Below are 15,821 nucleotides of genomic sequence, written 5' to 3'. Positions count from 1 at the left end.
AGTAAAAGACGGTTCACGCGGGATGATGCCGAACGGGTTGCACCCGCACATTAATAAATATCGGGTCGGCTTTGTCAACGGGAAAAGTAGGGTATATCACACCACCAACCGCACCAGTTCCGGGACGGTCCGGACAACAAGCGGTGTCGGGCAGACGTAGTCTCCATCCAGCTGCACCGCCTTCTCCCCGGTGATCTCCAGGGAGGCGGCGCTGAAGGAGGTGACGTGGCTGCTATAGATGGCGGTGCCGTTCAAAAGCCCCAGGGCGAGCCCCAGGTAGGCCAGCCGCCCTCCGGAGATGCAAAGCACCTGGAAGCCGGGGGCGAAGAGGTCGGCCTCGGGAGCGAGCACGAAGTTGCCGCCGTACTTGGAGGCGTTGCAGACGATCACGCCGTGACAGGAGACGCTCCTGCCGCCTCCGGTCACCGACAGTTGCGAACCGTCCCAGTGCCAGAGCGTGCGCAGCGCCGACAGCACATAGGCGCCTTTTCCAAAGGTCTTTTTCTCCGAAAGCCGCACGTCGCGCACCACGGCCCCGTCGAAGCCGGCCCCGGCCATGAGCAGGAAGCGCCTGCGCTCCCCGCCACGCTCGATCTCGCCAACGGATATGGGGCGGGTCTCGCCGCGGTCCAGGCGGTCCAGGGCATCGTCGACGGAATCGATCTCCAGCTCGCGCGCCAGCACGTTGGAGGTGCCCAGGGGGACCACGCCGAGGGTGGCGGTTCCGGGGACCAGGCCGTTCAAGACACCATTGATGGTGCCATCCCCCCCGGCCACCACGATCAGGGGCTCGCTCTCTTCGGCGCAGATCCTTGCGGCGAAGCGGGCCGGGTCGGCGGCGCTTTGGGTGGGAAGAAGCTCCGGAGCGAGGCCGCGCTCGGCGAGCCCGGCCATGATGCCGTCAACTTTTTGCTGGGAGTAGGTCCCCGAGGTGGGGTTCACGATCAGGAAACAGCGTCTGGACAAACGGTCACCTCTTTGATGCGGTGCAGGAAACGCGGGAATGGCAAGGGCCGCAGTCGCGGCCCTCGGAAAGTAACAAAAAGGAGGCAACGTTACAACAGTTTTAGCTTTATCCCCTCCCCCGGAGGGGGAGGGTTAGGAAAAGGGCGTCCATTTGCGCTCTATCGAGCTCCCCCCCTCCCGGCCTCCCCCCTCCGGGGGGAGGAGCTTGTGGGCAAGGGTTATTCCAGCATCTTCACCGGCTCGTCCTTCCCTTCCTTGTCCTGCATCAGCTTGCGCATGTTGTCCAGCATGGTCTTGAGCTTCTTGTGCACCAGGAAGTTAACAGTCCCATCGGGATAGCTGCCGTCCTCGCCCGGCATGCCGGCTGGCACGCCGGTCAGGATCTCGATCCCCTCCTCGACCTGCGACACACTCCAGATATGGAACATCCCGTCAGACACAGCCTGCACCACCTCGTCGTTCAGCATCAGGTTGTGCTCGTTGATCTTGGGGATGATCACTCCCTGGTCCCCGGTCAGCCCCTTGGCCTTGCACACCGCGAAGAATCCCTCGATCTTGTAGTTCACCCCGCCGATGGGTTGGATCTGCCCGTGCTGGTTAACGCTGCCGGTGACGGCGATTCCCTGCCTGATGGGTAGCCCCGAGAAGGCGGAGAGGAGCCCGTAGAGTTCGGCCGAAGAGGCGCTGTCCCCCTCGACCCCCTCGTAGGACTGTTCGAAACAGATGTGGGCGGAGAAGGAGAGCGGCTGATCCTGCCCGAACTTGCCGGCCAGGTAGCCGGTCAGGATCAGCACCCCCTTGTCGTGGATCGGGCCGGAGAGCTTCACCTCGCGCTCGATGTTGACCATACCGGCACGCCCCTGGGAGACGCGGATGGTGAGCCGGGAGGGCCTGCCAAAGGTGTAGTCCCCCATGGTGATCACGGAGAGGCCGTTGATCTGCCCCACCACGCTCCCCTTGGTGTCGCACAGGATGATCCCCTGCGCCAGGTACTCGTGGATCCTTTCCTCGATGCGGTTGGAGCGATAGGTCTTCTCCTGGATGGCCCTCTTGACCCAGCCGCGGTCCACGACCTGCGCCCCCTCCCTGGTGGCCCAGAAGCTCGACTCGCGGATCAGGTCCGAAAGTTCCATGAACTGGGAGGAGAGCCGGTCCTGGTCTTCGACCAGGCGCGAGGCGTGCTCCAAGAGCGCCGCGACGCCGGTGGGGTCGAAGGGGAGCAGCCCCTCCTTGGAACAATGGGCGGCGACGAACAGCGCGTAATCCTGCATCACGTCGGGGGTGCGGTTGATCTGGCTGTCGAAGTCGGCCTTAACCTTGAAGAACTTGCGGTAGTCGGGCTCAAGGTAGAAGAGTAGATAGTAGATCCAGAGCGAGCCGATCATGATGATCTTGGCGTTGAGCGGAATCGGCTCTGGCTTGAGCGAGACCACGGTCATGAAGCGGTACTGCTCCAGGACGTCCTCAATCTTGATCTCCGTGTTCCTGATGCAGCGCTTGAGCGATTCCCAGGCGAACGGGTTGATCATCACCTCGCGCGCGTCCAGGATCAGGTAGCCGCCGTTGGCGCGGTGCAGGGCGCCGGGCTTGATCAGGGTGAAGTTGGTGGTGGCCATCCCTCCCATCTGCATGATGTTCTCGATGCGCCCGAACAGGTTGTTGTAGGTCGGGTTGGACTCGAAGACGATGGGGGCACCGTTGTCCGGGTTGTTCTCCACCAGGACGTTCACCTCGTAGCGCTCGAAGGTCGGCTCCTGCTTGGGGATCTTGAGTCCGGGGATCTGCGGCGGGGCGACCTGAGGCTTGAAGTCCTCCAGATTCAGGAGCAGGTCCTCCTGGACGTCTTCCAGGTACTGCAGGATCTTGGCGAAGCCCTGGTACTTCTCCTTGAGCGGGTTCAGGTGGTGCCCCACGGCCGACAGCCCCAACTCCCGGTCCAGCTGCGCCAGGGCGTCCCTGAGCGCCTTCTCGTTCTCGCGCACTTGGCGCAACGCGTCGTTCAGCTTCTCGGTCAGCTCGCGCCCCACCGTGTCCAGCTTGTCCCGCTCATCCTTCTCGAGCGCCTCGTACTCCTCCTGGGTGAAGTTGCGCCCTTCCTTCTGGGGCACGATCACCAGCCCCGAAACGGTACGCTGCAATGCGAACCCCTTCTCTCCCGCCTCCTGCTCTAGGTCGGAGAAGATCTCGCCGTTGCGCTCCTGGAAGCGCTCGATGATGCCGACGCGGTTGGTCTCGTACTCCTTGCTCTCCAGGGCGGTGGGGACGTTGGCGCGCATGTAGTCCAAAAGCTCGCGCATATCCGCCGCGAAGCCGCGTCCCATCCCGGCGGGGAGTGCGATGGCCAGTGGCGCATCCGGGGTGTGGAAGTTGTTGACATAACACCAGTCGCTGGGGGGACAGGTGCCCTTGACGAACCTCTTCAGTATCTGCCGGATGGTGGAAGTCCTCCCGGTGCCGGGGTCACCGGCGAGGTAGATATTGAAGCCGTTGTTGGACATGCCCAGGCCGAATTCGATGGCGGCGAGGGCCCGATCCTGGCTTATGTTGCCTTCCAGACCGGCTATGTCTTCGGTGGTTTTGAAATTGAAGAGGGCGGGGTCGCAAACCCAGCGGAGCTTCTCTACGGGGACTCGGCAATCGGTTTCGGACATGGGAGCCTCCTTGCGAGCAACTGCAACGGTTAACTGCGCGGCAGGTGCGATTCGAGCATGGCTGCGAACCGTTCTCCGGCCAAGGCTTTCAATTCCTTTACGGTGATCTCCTGCCGACGCTCAAGGGTGAGCGAGGTGATGCGGCACTCGGGCATGCCGCAGGGGTTGATATTACCAAAAGCTGACACGTCTGCAGCGGCGTTGAGCGAGAAGCCGTGCATGGAGACCCAGCGCCTGACGCCGACGCCGATGGCGGCGATCTTGCCGTGGGCGGTCCAGACGCCGGTCTTGCCAGCAACGGTGAAGCCTGCGACGCCTAAGCTGCCGCAGAGCTCCACCAGGAACTGCTCCAAAAAACGAAGGTAGCGGTGCAGGTCGCGCCCGCGCCGCCCCAGGTCGAGAATGGGATACCCCACCAGTTGCCCCAGTCCGTGGTAGGTGACATCACCGCCGCGATTGACGCGATGCGCCTCTATCCCCGGATCGAGGACGTTGCCGGGATTGCCCCCGGCGCCGATGGTATAGACGGGATGGTGTTCCAGCAGGAGCAGCGTCTCCGCCCCTCCCTGTTGTACCTCGAGGACCAGGCTCTCCTGCAGCGCGAGCGCCTCGCGGTATTCGATCAGACCGGCATCGCGTACGACCATGTCAGCCGTGGATGGCGCGCTTGTCCAAGTCGAGCGCCGCCTCCTTCATCACCTCGGAGAGGGTGGGATGGCCGTGCACGGTGAGGGCGATATCTTCGCCGCTGCCGCCGAAGGCCATCACGGTTACCGCCTCGGCGATCATGTCCGAGGCGCGCGGACCGAGGATGTGCACGCCGAGCAGCCGCCCCCCTTCCGCCTCGGTAAGGAGTTTCACGAACCCCTCGGTCTCGTCCATGCACTTGGCGCGGCCGTTGGCGATGAAGCTGAACTTGCCGGTCTTGTAGGCGATCCCCTCTTCCTTGAGCGCCTCCTCGGTTTTGCCCACCGAGGCCGCCTCGGGCCAGGTGTAGCAGACGCCGGGGATGCAGCCGTAATCGACCTGGCTCGGCTCGCCGTGCATCCTTTCCACGCAGACAGCCCCCTCTTCCATCGCCTTGTGCGCCAGCATGGGGCCCGCGATTAGGTCGCCGATGGCGTAGATCCCGGGGACGTTGGTGGCGTAGTCGGCATCGACGCGGATGCGGCTGCCGTCCATGACGACGCCGAGCCCCTCGAGGTTCAGCCCGGCAGTGAGCGGCCTGCGCCCGACCGCCACGAGCACTTTGTCGCAGGAGATCTCCTGGGTCTCGCTCTCGCCCTCGACGCGCGCCACGAGTTTGCCGCCCTTCTTTTCCACGCCGGTCACCTTGGCGCCCAGCATGAAGGTCATACCCTGTTTTTTCAGGGAACGCAGCAGCGCCTCGGCGACTTGGCCGTCGCTGCCGGCGACGAGCCGGGGGAGGAGTTCCACCACGGTCACCTTGGCGCCCAGGCGCAGCCAGACCGAACCGAGTTCAAGGCCGATGTAGCCGCCCCCCACGACCAGGAGATGCTCCGGGACCGCCGGGAAAGAGAGCGCCTCGCGGGCGGTGACCACCGACTCACCGTCGAAGGGGAGGGTCGGGATCTGCACTGCTTCGCTACCGGTGGCGAGGACCACCTTCTTGCCGGTGATGACCTTGGTCTCCTCGCCTTTTACTTCCACCCGGTGCGTGCCGCTCTCGGGGGAGAGCAGCGTGGCGGTGCCGAGGAAGCTGACGATCTTGTTTTTCTTGAACAGGAAGGCAATGCCATCGGTGAGCTTTTTGACCACGTCCTCCTTGCGCGCCATCATCTGGCCGAGGTTGAGCCTCGGCGGCTGCACCTCGATGCCGTGGGCAGCGAAGCGGTCCTTGGCAAGGTGATAGAGTTCGCTGGAATCGAGGAGCGCCTTGCTGGGGATGCACCCTTCGTTCAGGCAGACGCCACCCAAGGAGCCGCGCTTTTCCACCACGGCCACCTTCATGCCCAGTTGCGCGCCCCTGATGGCGGCGACGTAACCGCCGGGGCCGGCGCCGATGACGATGAGATCAAAAGTTTCTTCGGACATCTTTTCCCTCCAGACGTTGAATCGAGTCCTCTTCCGTTTAGTGCTGTTTTCCTCCCTCTCCCGGAGGGAGAGGGGCATGCGGGGGATGATTGCTCCTAGCACTCCAGCAACATCTCTTCAGGATCTTCGATGTATTCCTTGACCCGCTTCAGGAACCCGACCGCACCCTGGCCGTCAACGATGCGGTGATCGTAAGAAAGGGCGAGGTACATCATGGGGCGGACCACCACTTGACCGTCCACCACCACCGCGCGCTCCTGGATGTTGTGCATGCCGAGCACGCCGGACTGGGGCGGGTTGAGGATGGGGGTGGAGAGCATGGAACCGTAGATGCCGCCGTTGGAGATGGTGAAAGTCCCCCCTTCGAGGTCGGCAAGGGCGATGCGGTTGGTGCGGACCTTCTCGGCAAAGCCGGCGATGGACTGCTCGATCTGCGCAAGGCTCAGTTTCTCGGCGCTCCGCAGTACCGGCACCACCAGTCCGCGCTCGCTCCCCACCGCGATGCCGACGTCACAGTAGTTGTGGTAGACGATGTCATCGCCGTCGATGCTGGCGTTGACGTCAGGGAACTCCTGTAGGGCGGCGCAGCAGGCGCGCACGAAGAGCGACATGAAACCGAGTTTGACGTCATGGCGCTTCTGAAAGTGCTCGCCGTGCTTTTTCCTGAGTTTGATCACCTCGCTCATGTCCACTTCGTTGAAGGTGGTAAGCATGGCGGTGTGCTGGCGCACCGAGACCAGGCGCTCGGCGATCCGCTTTCTTATCTGCGACATGGGCTTGCGCAGCACGCGCCCGGATTGGTCGACCGGCGGCGCGGCAGCCTTGGGCTGTTGAGCGGGTTCGGGCATCGCGGCCGGTTTGGGGGTAGCGGCGGGTGCGGCCGGAGCAGCCGGTGCCGTGGGAGCTTTGGCGGGTTCAGCGGCATCCGCCCTTGCGCCTTGTGCCTTGATGACATCTTCGTTGGTGATGCGACCGCCGCGCCCGCTGCCCTGGACGGCAGTCGGCTCGACCCCCAGCTCGCGCGCCAGCTTTCGACCCGAGGGGGACATGGGAGCGGCCGTCCCCGGCTTGGTCTCAGGTTTGACCTCGGGCTTTGCGGCAGGTTTGCCGGCAGGCTTCGCGGCAGCGGCGCTGTCGGTTCCTCCCTGGGCGGCTTGGGCATCCTGGCCGCGGGCGTCGATGCTGCCGATGACGGCACCGATCTTCACCGTTTCTCCCTCCGCTACGGTGATGCTCAAGACACCGTCCGCCTCCGAAGTGACTTCGAGGGTGATCTTGTCGGTCTCGATCTCGCAGAGGGCCTCGTCCTTGGAGACCACGTCTCCATTTTTCTTGAGCCACCTGGCGATTACCGCCTCGTACACCGACTCGCCGACCGCGGGCACCTTGATATCCATGTGCTTCTCCCTTCTTTTAAAAGCCGTTCGACGTATTTTTCAGATTTTCAGTGCTTCGTCCACGATGCGCTCCTGCTCAACGCGGTCCAGGCGGTGCGAGCCGGAGGCGGGCGCTGCGGCATCGGGACGCCCGACGTACCTCGGTACCGTCCCCAAGAGTTCGCAGAGGGGCTCGTGGATGAAACGCCACGCCCCCATGTTGCGCGGTTCCTCCTGCACCCAGGTGAAACGGGCGCCGGCCGGGTAGCGCTGCAACTCGTCCCGCAACTGTTCGACGGGAAGCGGATGGAGCTGCTCGATCCGCAGCAGGGCATGCCCCTGCAGCTGGTCCTTCCTGATCCGCCCTAGCAGGTCGTAATAGATCTTGCCGCTGCAGAGGATCACCTGGCGCACCGACTCCCCCACGGCGGGCTCAGCGATGACCTCGCGGAAGGTGCCGGAACTGAGTTCCTCCAGGCGGGAGACGCAGTCGGGATGGCGCAGCAGGCTCTTCGGGGTGAACAGGACCAGCGGCTTGCGGAAGGGCTGCAGCATCTGGCGGCGCAGCACGTGGAAAAGTTGGGCGGGCGTGGTGGGGTAGACCACCTGGATGTTCCCGGCCGCGGCAAGTTCGAGGAAGCGCTCGATGCGGGCGCTGGAGTGCTCCGCCCCCTGCCCTTCGTAGCCGTGCGGCAGCATAAGGACCAGGCCGCTGGAGCGCTCCCACTTGGCCTCGCCACTCACCAGGAACTGGTCGATGATTACCTGGGCGCCGTTGACAAAGTCCCCGTACTGCGCCTCCCAGATGGTGAGCGCGTCGGGGGCCTCTAACGAGTAGCCGTACTCGAAACCGAGCACCGAAAACTCGGCCAGCATGCTGTCGAAGGCGCAGAAGCGCGCCCCCTTGTCCAGCACGCTGCACAGCGGCAGGTAGGTCTCACCGGTCTGCTGGTCGAAGAGCGTCGAGTGGCGGTGGCTGAAGGTGCCGCGGCGGACGTCCTGGCCGGAAAGGCGGATCGAGACGCCGGTGGATAGAAGCGAGGCGTAGGCGAGGGTCTCGACGTTACCCCAGTCGAGCGGCCCGCCCTTGATGACGGCGTCGCGGCGCTTCTGCAGCACGGCGGCCACCTTTGGGTGCGGCTGGAATCCTTCAGGGATCCGCGCGAGCTGCTCGGAGAGCTCCAAAAGGGTCGCAGCGGCGACGGCGGTCGGGACGGCAACCTTGGCAACGCCGGGCTTCATACCGCTCCAGCGGGCAAGGAACGCCGATTCGACCGGCGCGGCCTGCCGTTCGCCCGCCTGAGCCAGGCGCTGCACCACCTCATTCTCGATCGACTTCAACTCCTCCTCGGGGACCCCTTCTCCAAGCAGTTCCATCTCGTAGAGGGAGTGCAGTTGCGGGCGGAGCTTGATCTGCTGGTACATGAGCGGCTGGGTGAAGTAGGGCTCGTCCCCTTCGTTGTGCCCGTGCCGGCGGTAGCAGATCACTTCCACCACGACGTCCTTGCGGTAGCGGTCCCGGTAGGCGACGGCGAGTTCGGTGACATGCACCACGGCCTCGGCGTCGTCGCCGTAGACGTGGAACACCGGTGCCTGGACCATCTTGGCGACGTCGGTGGCGTAGTGGCTGGAACGGGCATCGGCGGCGCTGGTGGTGAAGCCGATCTGGTTGTTGAGCACGATGTGGAGGGTGCCGCCGGTCCGGTACCCGGCCAACTGCGAGAGGTTCAGCGTCTCGGCGACTACTCCCTGGCCTGAGAATGCAGCATCGCCGTGGATCAGCAGCGGCAGCACCCGCACCTCCCCTTCTTCGCCGATACGGTCCTGCCGGGCACGGCATTTCCCCTGCACCACCGGGTCGATCGCCTCCAGGTGGCTCGGGTTGGAGGTGAGGGTGAGATGCACGGTTCCGCCCGCATCGACAGGGAGGTCAACCGAGAAGCCCTTGTGGTACTTCACATCCCCCTCGCCCACCACACCGTACTCCGCGTTGTCGGCGAACTCCGCGAACATATTCTCGTAAGGCATCCCGAAGATGTTGCACAGGACATTCAGGCGGCCGCGATGCGGCATGCCGAAGACGACGTCGGTGACGCCCAGCGAAGCGGCCTTGGTTACGGCGGCATCGAGCATGGGAATCAGGATATCGCCCCCCTCGAGGGAGAACCTGGTCTGTCCGGGGAACCTCTTGTGCAGCTCGCGCTCGAAGAGGGCTGCTTCCTTCAGTTTTTTCAGCAGCAAGAGGCGCTGCTCCGGTGTGAAGAAGCCGCGGTTGCCGCCGGGTTCCATACGGTCGATGAGCCATTGGCGCTCGTCCGGGTCCTGGAGGTACATGAACTCGACGCCCACCGAGCCGCAATAGGTGCTGCGCAGCACCTGCAGGATCTCCTTGAGGGTCGCGCTTCTTCTCATGAAGCGCCTGGTAACGAAAGTCTTGTCGAGGTCGGCGGGCTCCAACCCGAAGGCCGAAAGGGAGAGCAGAGGATGCTCGATCTGGCAGGGGGAAAGGGGATCGGTACAGGCGAGGAGGTGCCCTATGTCCCGGTAACGGTAAATGAGTGACTGGACTCCGGACTGTTTCAGCGCTTCGTCACCACCCACAGGTGCCGCGGCGCTGGCAGCTCCCCCCTCCGCCAGCTCGAAGCCGGTGAAGAATGCGCGCCACTCCTCGGAAAGCTGCTGCGGGTCCTGTTTCCACAGCTCGTACTGACTCTCAATCCACTGGGGGGTCAGGTTTTCTAATATGCCCATCTATCCGCTCCTTTTCATGAACAAGGTGAGAGTGTAGCAGATGGGTTCGTCCTTTCAAGCTGAGCGTTTCTTTGCGTAGCGCCAGACCTGCACCTTTTCCAGGGTGATCATGCCACCGTCCATCATCTCCTCCACGGTGGGGAGCACCGCCTCAACGCGTGCCCTCTCGTCGACTACCTCGATCACCATGGGGAGGTCGGTGGAGAGCCTCAGCAGCCGGTCGGTGTGGTACATGCTGTGCGCGCCGAACCCGGCCACGCCGCGCAGCACGGTGGCGCCGGCAAAGCCCTCGGTGCGGAACAGTTCCACCAGCGCCTCGTAGAGCGGGATGTGCCTGTACTTGTCCCGCTCTCCAATGAAGATCCTGAGCAGCACCTGCTCACCGAGCATCCCTTTCCTGTCATTCTCCTGGCTCATGTCCCTGTCCTTCATATGTCGCTCCTTGGCAGAAAGGTATTGAAATGCGGCAAGCTACAGCCAGCGCGCCACCATGATGCCCAGCCAGGTGCAGGCAAGGCAGGACACTACGCTCAGCATGATGTTGGCAAAGGCGAGCAGCAGCGCTCCCTCCTCGATGAGGCGGAAGGTTTCCAGGCTGAAGGTGGAGAATGTGGTAAGCCCGCCGAGAAAGCCCACGGTGAGGGCGAAACGAAGTGTGGGGGGGACGAGGGCGCTCCTGATGGAGAACTCCATGATGAGCCCGATCAGGAAAGCGCCGATCACGTTGACGGCAAGGGTGCCATAGGGAAAGGCGTTGCCGCAGACCCGGTACACGAAACCGGAGAGAAAATAGCGCGACAAGCAGCCCAGCGCGCCCAGAAGGGCTATGTAGATTGCCTGCTCCATGAAATACCGTAGTGGCGGAAGCTAGAAGGTCCAGCCCACCCTCATCCCGAAGATGTCGGAGGATGAGTCGGGCTGGAAGTACGCGGTCCCCTGTACCATCTTGAGATCGGACTGGTGGAAGCGGAACCCTTCGTAGAAGAGGTTCATGCTCAAGGAGCGATAGCGGGCGCCTGCCTCGGCAAACCCGCTCCACCTTCCCTTGGGACGGAAGGTGGTATCGCCGCTGCCGGCGAAATCGACGGTATTGCCCACGTAGAAGGGATACTTGGCGCCGCCGCAGGCGGTCAGTTTCACCCCGCCCGCAGCGGTCGCGGCGCGGGCTCCCACCCGTGTGTAGCCCATGGTCCAGGTCTCGGTATAGCCGGAGACCCGGGTACCATCAGGGGTGTTGGAGTCCTGCAGGTCCCTTAGCCAGTAGCGGTAGCCGATGCCGCCGAACGGCTCCAGGTCGCCGGCCGCGGAGCGGAGCCGGTACCCGAAGTCTGCCTCACCGCTGGTGCCGAGGTAGGTAACCCGGGTATGTACCGGGGCCGAGTCGGGGGCTTGGGTTTCCCCGCGGTAGCGGACCTCCGAGCCGAACAGCTCTCCCTTTGCCCTCAGGGTGAAGGCTCTATCGGTGACAGCGCCCACCCGGACCCCAGCGGAGAAGAGGGGACCCTCTTCCTTCAACAGGCGCCTGCCGTTAATGCTTTCCTGCCAGGTGAAGTACTGCGTTGCAAAATACGGCGTCAGCTCTTCAAGCGTTCCCGCCACGGCAGGGAGGGCACAGCAAAGGACGATGACGGTGAACAGGAGTGTCCTCATTGCATCCTCGCGATCTAAGCTTCTTCTTTCTTCTTGCGCGGGGCCCGCGGCTTCTTGGGCTTCTCCTCGGCCGCTGCGGCAGGCTCCGCCGCTTTCCTGGCGCGCTTGGCGGGAGCTTTCTCCTTGGCCGGGGCCGCCTCGGCAGCGGGAGCGCCCGCGCCGGAGTCCTTGGACGCCTTCGCTGCCTTAGGAGCCTTCGGCTCTTTGACGGCCTTAGCAGGCTTCGGCTCTTTGGCCGCCTTGGCTTTTTTCGGCTCTGCCGGGGCCTGGACCGGTTGGGCGTCCCTGGCCTTGGGCTCCGCCCCTTGCGCGTCTTTGGCTGCCTTGGGTTTCCTGCCAGCTTTGGCAGCCTTGGGCTGTGCAGCCGGGGTTGCGGCGGCCACGGCGGGAGCCGCTGCCGGCGCCCCTGCGGCCGCAGGCTTGGCGATGTTTTTCTTCTTCGCCGACGCCGGTTTGTTCTCGACCGCGGCAGGCTCGACAGCCGGTGCGGCAGCGGGCGCGGCCGGTGCCACCGGTGCTTCCGGTGCTGCGGCGGCAGCCTTTGCCTTGCGCGGAGTGCGGGCTTTCTTCTCCGGCTTCGCGCTCCCTACAGGGGCGGAGTCCGCCGACAGCGACGGCTGTGCTGCGGGCGCCTCTGCCTGGGCGCCGTGAGCCGCCACGCTGGCAACCGCTGCATCGGGCGCACCCTCGGCTACGGCTCCCTTGCCGCGCCCACGTCTCTTGCGGGCAGGCTTCTTCTCGGCGCTCTCTCCTGCCGGGGCAGCACCCTCGGCAGTCGGCACGACCTCAACCGGTGCTGCGGCAACCTGCGGCACCTCGCCCTGCGCCAGCTCTGCCGCGTGCGTATCGTGGCCACCTTTGCCGCGCCGTCTCTTGCGGCGGCGCTTCTTCTTCACCTCTTCGCCACCTTCAGGGTGTGCCTGCTCAGCGCCGTGCGCAACAGGCTGCTCCATCACCGCGCCCGGCTCGGGCAGTTCGGCGGGAGCTGCACCGGAAAGCTCGGCGGTCGCCTCGGCAGCGGCGTGCTCGGCACCCCCCTCGGCGGCTCCACCCTTGCCCCGCTTGCGCTTGCGCCGGCGCTTCTTCTTGTGCTCCTCCGGCTCCCCCTCCGGCGTAGCAGCGTGCACGGCGCCGGCAGGCTCCTCGGCCGGAGCGGGTGCTGCGGCCGGAGCAGCTTCGGTGGCATGCGCTCCGGCCTCCGGCTCCTGGGCCTTCTTCCCTTTTTTCTTTTTCTTGCGCCCGTCGGCGGGCTCCGCGGCCGGCTGTTCTTCCTTGGCCGGCGCCTTCCCCTGGAGCGATTTTTCCGGCGGCAGGTCCTCTTGCGGCAGCTTCTCCCGCTTGACCAGTTCCAGCTCCATCTGGTTCAGCAGGTAGGACGGCTTACCCTTGACCGTAACCTCGATGTCGTAGTCGTTCTCGATCTGGGAAAGCTCGTGGCGCTTGCGGTTCAACAGGTAGTAGGCGACCTCGAGCGGCAGGCTCCCCACCACCTCGCCGATGGTCCCCTTGGCGGCAGCGGCATGCACCTTTCTCAGGAAGGAAAGGGCCATCGCCTCGACCGACTTCACTTTCCCCCTGCCGTCACAGTGGGGGCATTCCAGCGTGCTGGCCTGGTTCAGGGTCTGGCGGATGCGCTGGCGGGACATCTCCAGGAGCCCGAACTCCGAGATGCGCGCCACGTTGACCCGCGCCTTGTCCGCCTTGAGTGCGTTTTTGAGGGTCTTCTCCACCTCGGCGTTGTGCTTTCTGTCACGCATGTCGATGAAGTCGATAACGATGAGTCCGCCCAAGTCACGCAGACGAAGCTGACGCGCCGCCTCCTCGGCAGCCTCCAGGTTGGTCTTGAACGCCGTGTCCTCGACCCCCTTCTCGCCGGTTGACTTGCCGGAGTTGACGTCGATGGAGACCAGCGCCTCGGTGGGTTCGATGAAGATGGAGCCCCCGGACTTGAGCGGCACCTTCTTCTCGTAGATCAGGTCAATCTGCTCTTCCAGCTGGTAGCGGGAGAAGATGGGACGCTTCTCCTGATGCATCTTCACCAGCTTCTCAAAGGCGGGATCGATTTCCTTCAGTGCCTCGCGCACGTCCTTAAACACGTCCTTGCTGTCGACCAGGACCTCGTCGATATCGGCGGAGAAGTAGTCGCGGATGGTGCGGATGATCAGCGCAGACTCCTGGTAGATCATGCCGGCACCCTTCATGGCCGTGCCCTTCTCGCGGATCCCCTCGTACAGCGCGACCAGGTTGTCCAGGTCCTTCTGCAGTTCCTCGCGGGTGCGCCCCATGGCCTCGGTGCGGATGATGTAGCCGTACCCTTCCGGGATGGTCATCTCCGCAATGATTTCCTTGAGTTTCTTACGCTCCCCTTCGGCTTCCACCTTGCGGGATATGCCGGCCGAGTCGCTTCCCGGCATGAGCACCATGTAGCGCCCCGGCAGCGAGACGTAGGTGGTGAGCGCCGAGCCCTTGTTGTCGCGCTCCCCCTTCTCCACCTGGACGATCAGTTCCTGCCCCCTTCTCAGCACCTCCTGGATGCGCGGGCGGCGGTGACGCTGCTCCTCGGGGATGTCGTCACGCCACTTCCAGTTTTCCGGGTGCAGTTCACCCATCTGCAAAAAGCCCAGCTTCTTGAGCCCGATATCCACGAAGGCGGCCTGCAGTCCCTGCTCAACACGGACCACCACCCCTTTGTAGATATTGCCGCGCGTTTGTTCGTTGCCGGCGATCTCGACATCCAGGTCCACCAGGCGGCCATCCTCAACGATCGCCACCCGCGCCTCTTCAGCATGAAGCGCATTGATCAGCATCTTCTTTGACATATATGCGTTGTTCCCTTTCCTTTAGGGGCTGCGGGGCCGGTCAACTCGGGACCGAGGCACCTTCCGCGCCCAGTTTGTGGTCACGCCGGCATAGGCCGGTCGTGTCTTCTCTATATGCATCCCCGATGAGGAATCGGGGCTGGCAAGGTTAATGAAAACCGAGTGATTATAGCAGAGATTTTTTCTCCCGCACCATAAAAAAGCATAGTGACCACGCGGCATTGTGCGGCACAGTTCTCTCCCGCCGCCGTTGGGCGGGACAGCCGCAGGTAGCACATGAGGACGCGACGGCAACAAGACACATGAAAAGCCACGCCCATTCAAGCAGTTACCACGACAGCACCAGTTGCGCCTGGTGCCGTCACGGCAGGAATCTATCGACATATACGCTGTGCCGGTGACGGCGGGGAAATGACGGTACCGATGATGCCATCATCCGGGCAAGCACGCCCCCGCCACCTCCGCCACCAGCTCACCTCCCGCAAATACCTGTTTATGGTGCTCAATAATTATGCTATGTCATTCCATCACTCGACCGCTTCCGGCCGGAACACGCCAAAAGGTATCGCCATGCAGGAAACCACCATCGACCTCAGCGCACTGAACCCCATCTACCTGGAAATGGGGGCGGCTGTCCAGGACTGCCAGAGGATCGAGCTCTACATCTCCTTCATCGTGACGCTCCTGATCGACCTGAGCGACGGCGATCTGACCGAGGATCAGTTCCGTGGCTCCATGGAAACGCTGGGGGCCCAGACCATGGGGCGCCTCATGGAGGAGATCAAGCAGAAGGTGGGCTTTACCGACGAGTCGGTGCGCGAGCTCAGAAAGGCGCTCAAGGCCCGCAACTTCCTGATCCACCGTTTCTACAACGAGCGCTCCGACCTTTTGCTGACCAACGAGGGGCGCGACAGGGCGCTTCGGGAAATCCGCACCAAAAGGGCGGCGCTGAACACCGCCAACGCCATGCTCGATCCCGTGATGAAAGACCTGATCAGGTTGAAGGGAATCGACATGGACCAGTTCAGATCAGAACTGGAACAGAGATTCGAGGCCTGAAGAGGATCCACAAGGAGAACAGAAAGATGCTGCGCGATTCTCAAACCATCGGCACCATGGCCCACGTCATCCAGCTCTCGGTCGCCCCCGTATTCCTGCTCACCGCGATCGGCACCATGCTGAGCGTGATGACCAACCGGTTAGCGCGGGTCATCGACCGCGCCCGTTTCCACGAGTCCAAACTGGAGCTTGCCGAGCCCGAGGCGGTCCCCCGGTTGCATGCTGCCCTTGCCGTCCTCAAGCGCCGCGCCGACCTGATCGGCCACGCCATCTTCCTGTGCACCGCCACCGCCGTCCTGGTCTGCACCGTCATCGCCATGCTCTTTATCGGCGACTACCTGCGCTACGACATCTCGCTCCCGGTCGCGCTTTTGTTCATCGTTGGTATGATCCTCATGGTGTCCGGGCTGGTATGCTTCCTGCGCGAGATCTTCATCGCCAAGGCGAGCCTCCAGATCGGCCCCAACCAGGATGTCAGCCGGCGCCACTGAGAG

At 63.7% G+C, this 15,821-nt stretch carries 12 protein-coding genes; 2 read left to right on the top strand and 10 right to left on the bottom strand.

What is annotated here, in order from left to right:
• Window positions 1–96 precede the first annotated feature (96 nt).
• The 10 genes from K7R21_RS18695 to K7R21_RS18650 all read right to left on the bottom strand — a co-directional run bounded on the left by K7R21_RS18695 (window position 97) and on the right by K7R21_RS18650 (window position 14,268).
• Complete coding sequence (locus K7R21_RS18695) at window positions 97–966, bottom strand: diacylglycerol/lipid kinase family protein (RefSeq protein WP_224984794.1); 870 nt, start codon at window positions 964–966, stop codon at window positions 97–99.
• A 218-nt stretch (window positions 967–1,184) separates the two neighbouring features.
• Window positions 1,185–3,617: a Lon protease family protein gene (locus K7R21_RS18690; protein ID WP_224984793.1), complete on the bottom strand. Its 2,433-nt coding sequence runs from the start codon at window positions 3,615–3,617 to the stop codon at window positions 1,185–1,187.
• A gap of 29 nt (window positions 3,618–3,646) precedes the next feature.
• Window positions 3,647–4,264 carry a lipoyl(octanoyl) transferase LipB gene (lipB, locus tag K7R21_RS18685; protein WP_224984792.1) on the bottom strand — a complete coding sequence of 206 codons (618 nt, stop codon included), beginning with the start codon at window positions 4,262–4,264 and terminating at the stop codon, window positions 3,647–3,649.
• A 1-nt stretch (window position 4,265) separates the two neighbouring features.
• Complete coding sequence (gene lpdA, locus K7R21_RS18680; protein ID WP_224984791.1) at window positions 4,266–5,672, bottom strand: dihydrolipoyl dehydrogenase; 1,407 nt, start codon at window positions 5,670–5,672, stop codon at window positions 4,266–4,268.
• A gap of 95 nt (window positions 5,673–5,767) precedes the next feature.
• Window positions 5,768–7,069 carry a 2-oxoglutarate dehydrogenase complex dihydrolipoyllysine-residue succinyltransferase gene (odhB, locus tag K7R21_RS18675; protein ID WP_224984790.1) on the bottom strand — a complete coding sequence of 434 codons (1,302 nt, stop codon included), beginning with the start codon at window positions 7,067–7,069 and terminating at the stop codon, window positions 5,768–5,770.
• A 39-nt stretch (window positions 7,070–7,108) separates the two neighbouring features.
• The gene (locus K7R21_RS18670) at window positions 7,109–9,799 is read right to left on the bottom strand and encodes a 2-oxoglutarate dehydrogenase E1 component (RefSeq protein WP_224984789.1); all 2,691 of its coding nucleotides are present in this window, start codon (window positions 9,797–9,799) and stop codon (window positions 7,109–7,111) included.
• A 54-nt stretch (window positions 9,800–9,853) separates the two neighbouring features.
• The gene (locus K7R21_RS18665; protein ID WP_224984788.1) at window positions 9,854–10,231 is read right to left on the bottom strand and encodes a DUF190 domain-containing protein; all 378 of its coding nucleotides are present in this window, start codon (window positions 10,229–10,231) and stop codon (window positions 9,854–9,856) included.
• Between the two features lie 39 nt (window positions 10,232–10,270).
• On the bottom strand, window positions 10,271–10,645 hold the full coding sequence (gene crcB, locus K7R21_RS18660; protein WP_217285994.1) for a fluoride efflux transporter CrcB: 375 nt from the start codon (window positions 10,643–10,645) through the stop codon (window positions 10,271–10,273).
• 21 nt (window positions 10,646–10,666) lie between these two features.
• The gene (locus tag K7R21_RS18655; RefSeq protein WP_224984787.1) at window positions 10,667–11,449 is read right to left on the bottom strand and encodes a hypothetical protein; all 783 of its coding nucleotides are present in this window, start codon (window positions 11,447–11,449) and stop codon (window positions 10,667–10,669) included.
• A 14-nt stretch (window positions 11,450–11,463) separates the two neighbouring features.
• A complete protein-coding gene (locus tag K7R21_RS18650; RefSeq protein ID WP_224984786.1) occupies window positions 11,464–14,268 on the bottom strand; it encodes an Rne/Rng family ribonuclease in 2,805 nt (934 codons plus the stop codon).
• 570 nt (window positions 14,269–14,838) lie between these two features.
• On the opposite strand from K7R21_RS18650, the gene K7R21_RS18645 reads away from it, so the two are divergent.
• A complete protein-coding gene (locus K7R21_RS18645) occupies window positions 14,839–15,327 on the top strand; it encodes a hypothetical protein (protein WP_224984785.1) in 489 nt (162 codons plus the stop codon).
• A 26-nt stretch (window positions 15,328–15,353) separates the two neighbouring features.
• The gene (locus K7R21_RS18640) at window positions 15,354–15,818 is read left to right on the top strand and encodes a DUF2721 domain-containing protein (RefSeq protein WP_224984784.1); all 465 of its coding nucleotides are present in this window, start codon (window positions 15,354–15,356) and stop codon (window positions 15,816–15,818) included.
• Window positions 15,819–15,821: the final 3 nt, after the last annotated feature.

The sequence above is a fragment of the Geomonas agri genome (assembly GCF_020179605.1).
In the GTDB taxonomy this organism is placed as follows: domain Bacteria; phylum Desulfobacterota; class Desulfuromonadia; order Geobacterales; family Geobacteraceae; genus Geomonas; species Geomonas agri.
This window is presented reverse-complemented; position numbering and strand designations above follow the sequence as displayed.

What these genes read in the sequence shown, in the direction of transcription:
- crcB (WP_217285994.1), bottom strand. Translation starts at nt 10,645, where the DNA reads ATGGAGCAGGCAATCTACATAGCCCTTCTGGGCGCGCTGGGCTGCTTG.
- K7R21_RS18670 (WP_224984789.1), bottom strand. Translation starts at nt 9,799, where the DNA reads ATGGGCATATTAGAAAACCTGACCCCCCAGTGGATTGAGAGTCAGTAC.
- K7R21_RS18640 (WP_224984784.1), top strand. Translation starts at nt 15,354, where the DNA reads ATGCTGCGCGATTCTCAAACCATCGGCACCATGGCCCACGTCATCCAG.
- K7R21_RS18650 (WP_224984786.1), bottom strand. Translation starts at nt 14,268, where the DNA reads ATGTCAAAGAAGATGCTGATCAATGCGCTTCATGCTGAAGAGGCGCGG.
- K7R21_RS18645 (WP_224984785.1), top strand. Translation starts at nt 14,839, where the DNA reads ATGCAGGAAACCACCATCGACCTCAGCGCACTGAACCCCATCTACCTG.
- K7R21_RS18690 (WP_224984793.1), bottom strand. Translation starts at nt 3,617, where the DNA reads ATGTCCGAAACCGATTGCCGAGTCCCCGTAGAGAAGCTCCGCTGGGTT.
- lipB (WP_224984792.1), bottom strand. Translation starts at nt 4,264, where the DNA reads ATGGTCGTACGCGATGCCGGTCTGATCGAATACCGCGAGGCGCTCGCG.
- K7R21_RS18655 (WP_224984787.1), bottom strand. Translation starts at nt 11,449, where the DNA reads ATGAGGACACTCCTGTTCACCGTCATCGTCCTTTGCTGTGCCCTCCCT.
- K7R21_RS18665 (WP_224984788.1), bottom strand. Translation starts at nt 10,231, where the DNA reads ATGAAGGACAGGGACATGAGCCAGGAGAATGACAGGAAAGGGATGCTC.
- lpdA (WP_224984791.1), bottom strand. Translation starts at nt 5,672, where the DNA reads ATGTCCGAAGAAACTTTTGATCTCATCGTCATCGGCGCCGGCCCCGGC.
- odhB (WP_224984790.1), bottom strand. Translation starts at nt 7,069, where the DNA reads ATGGATATCAAGGTGCCCGCGGTCGGCGAGTCGGTGTACGAGGCGGTA.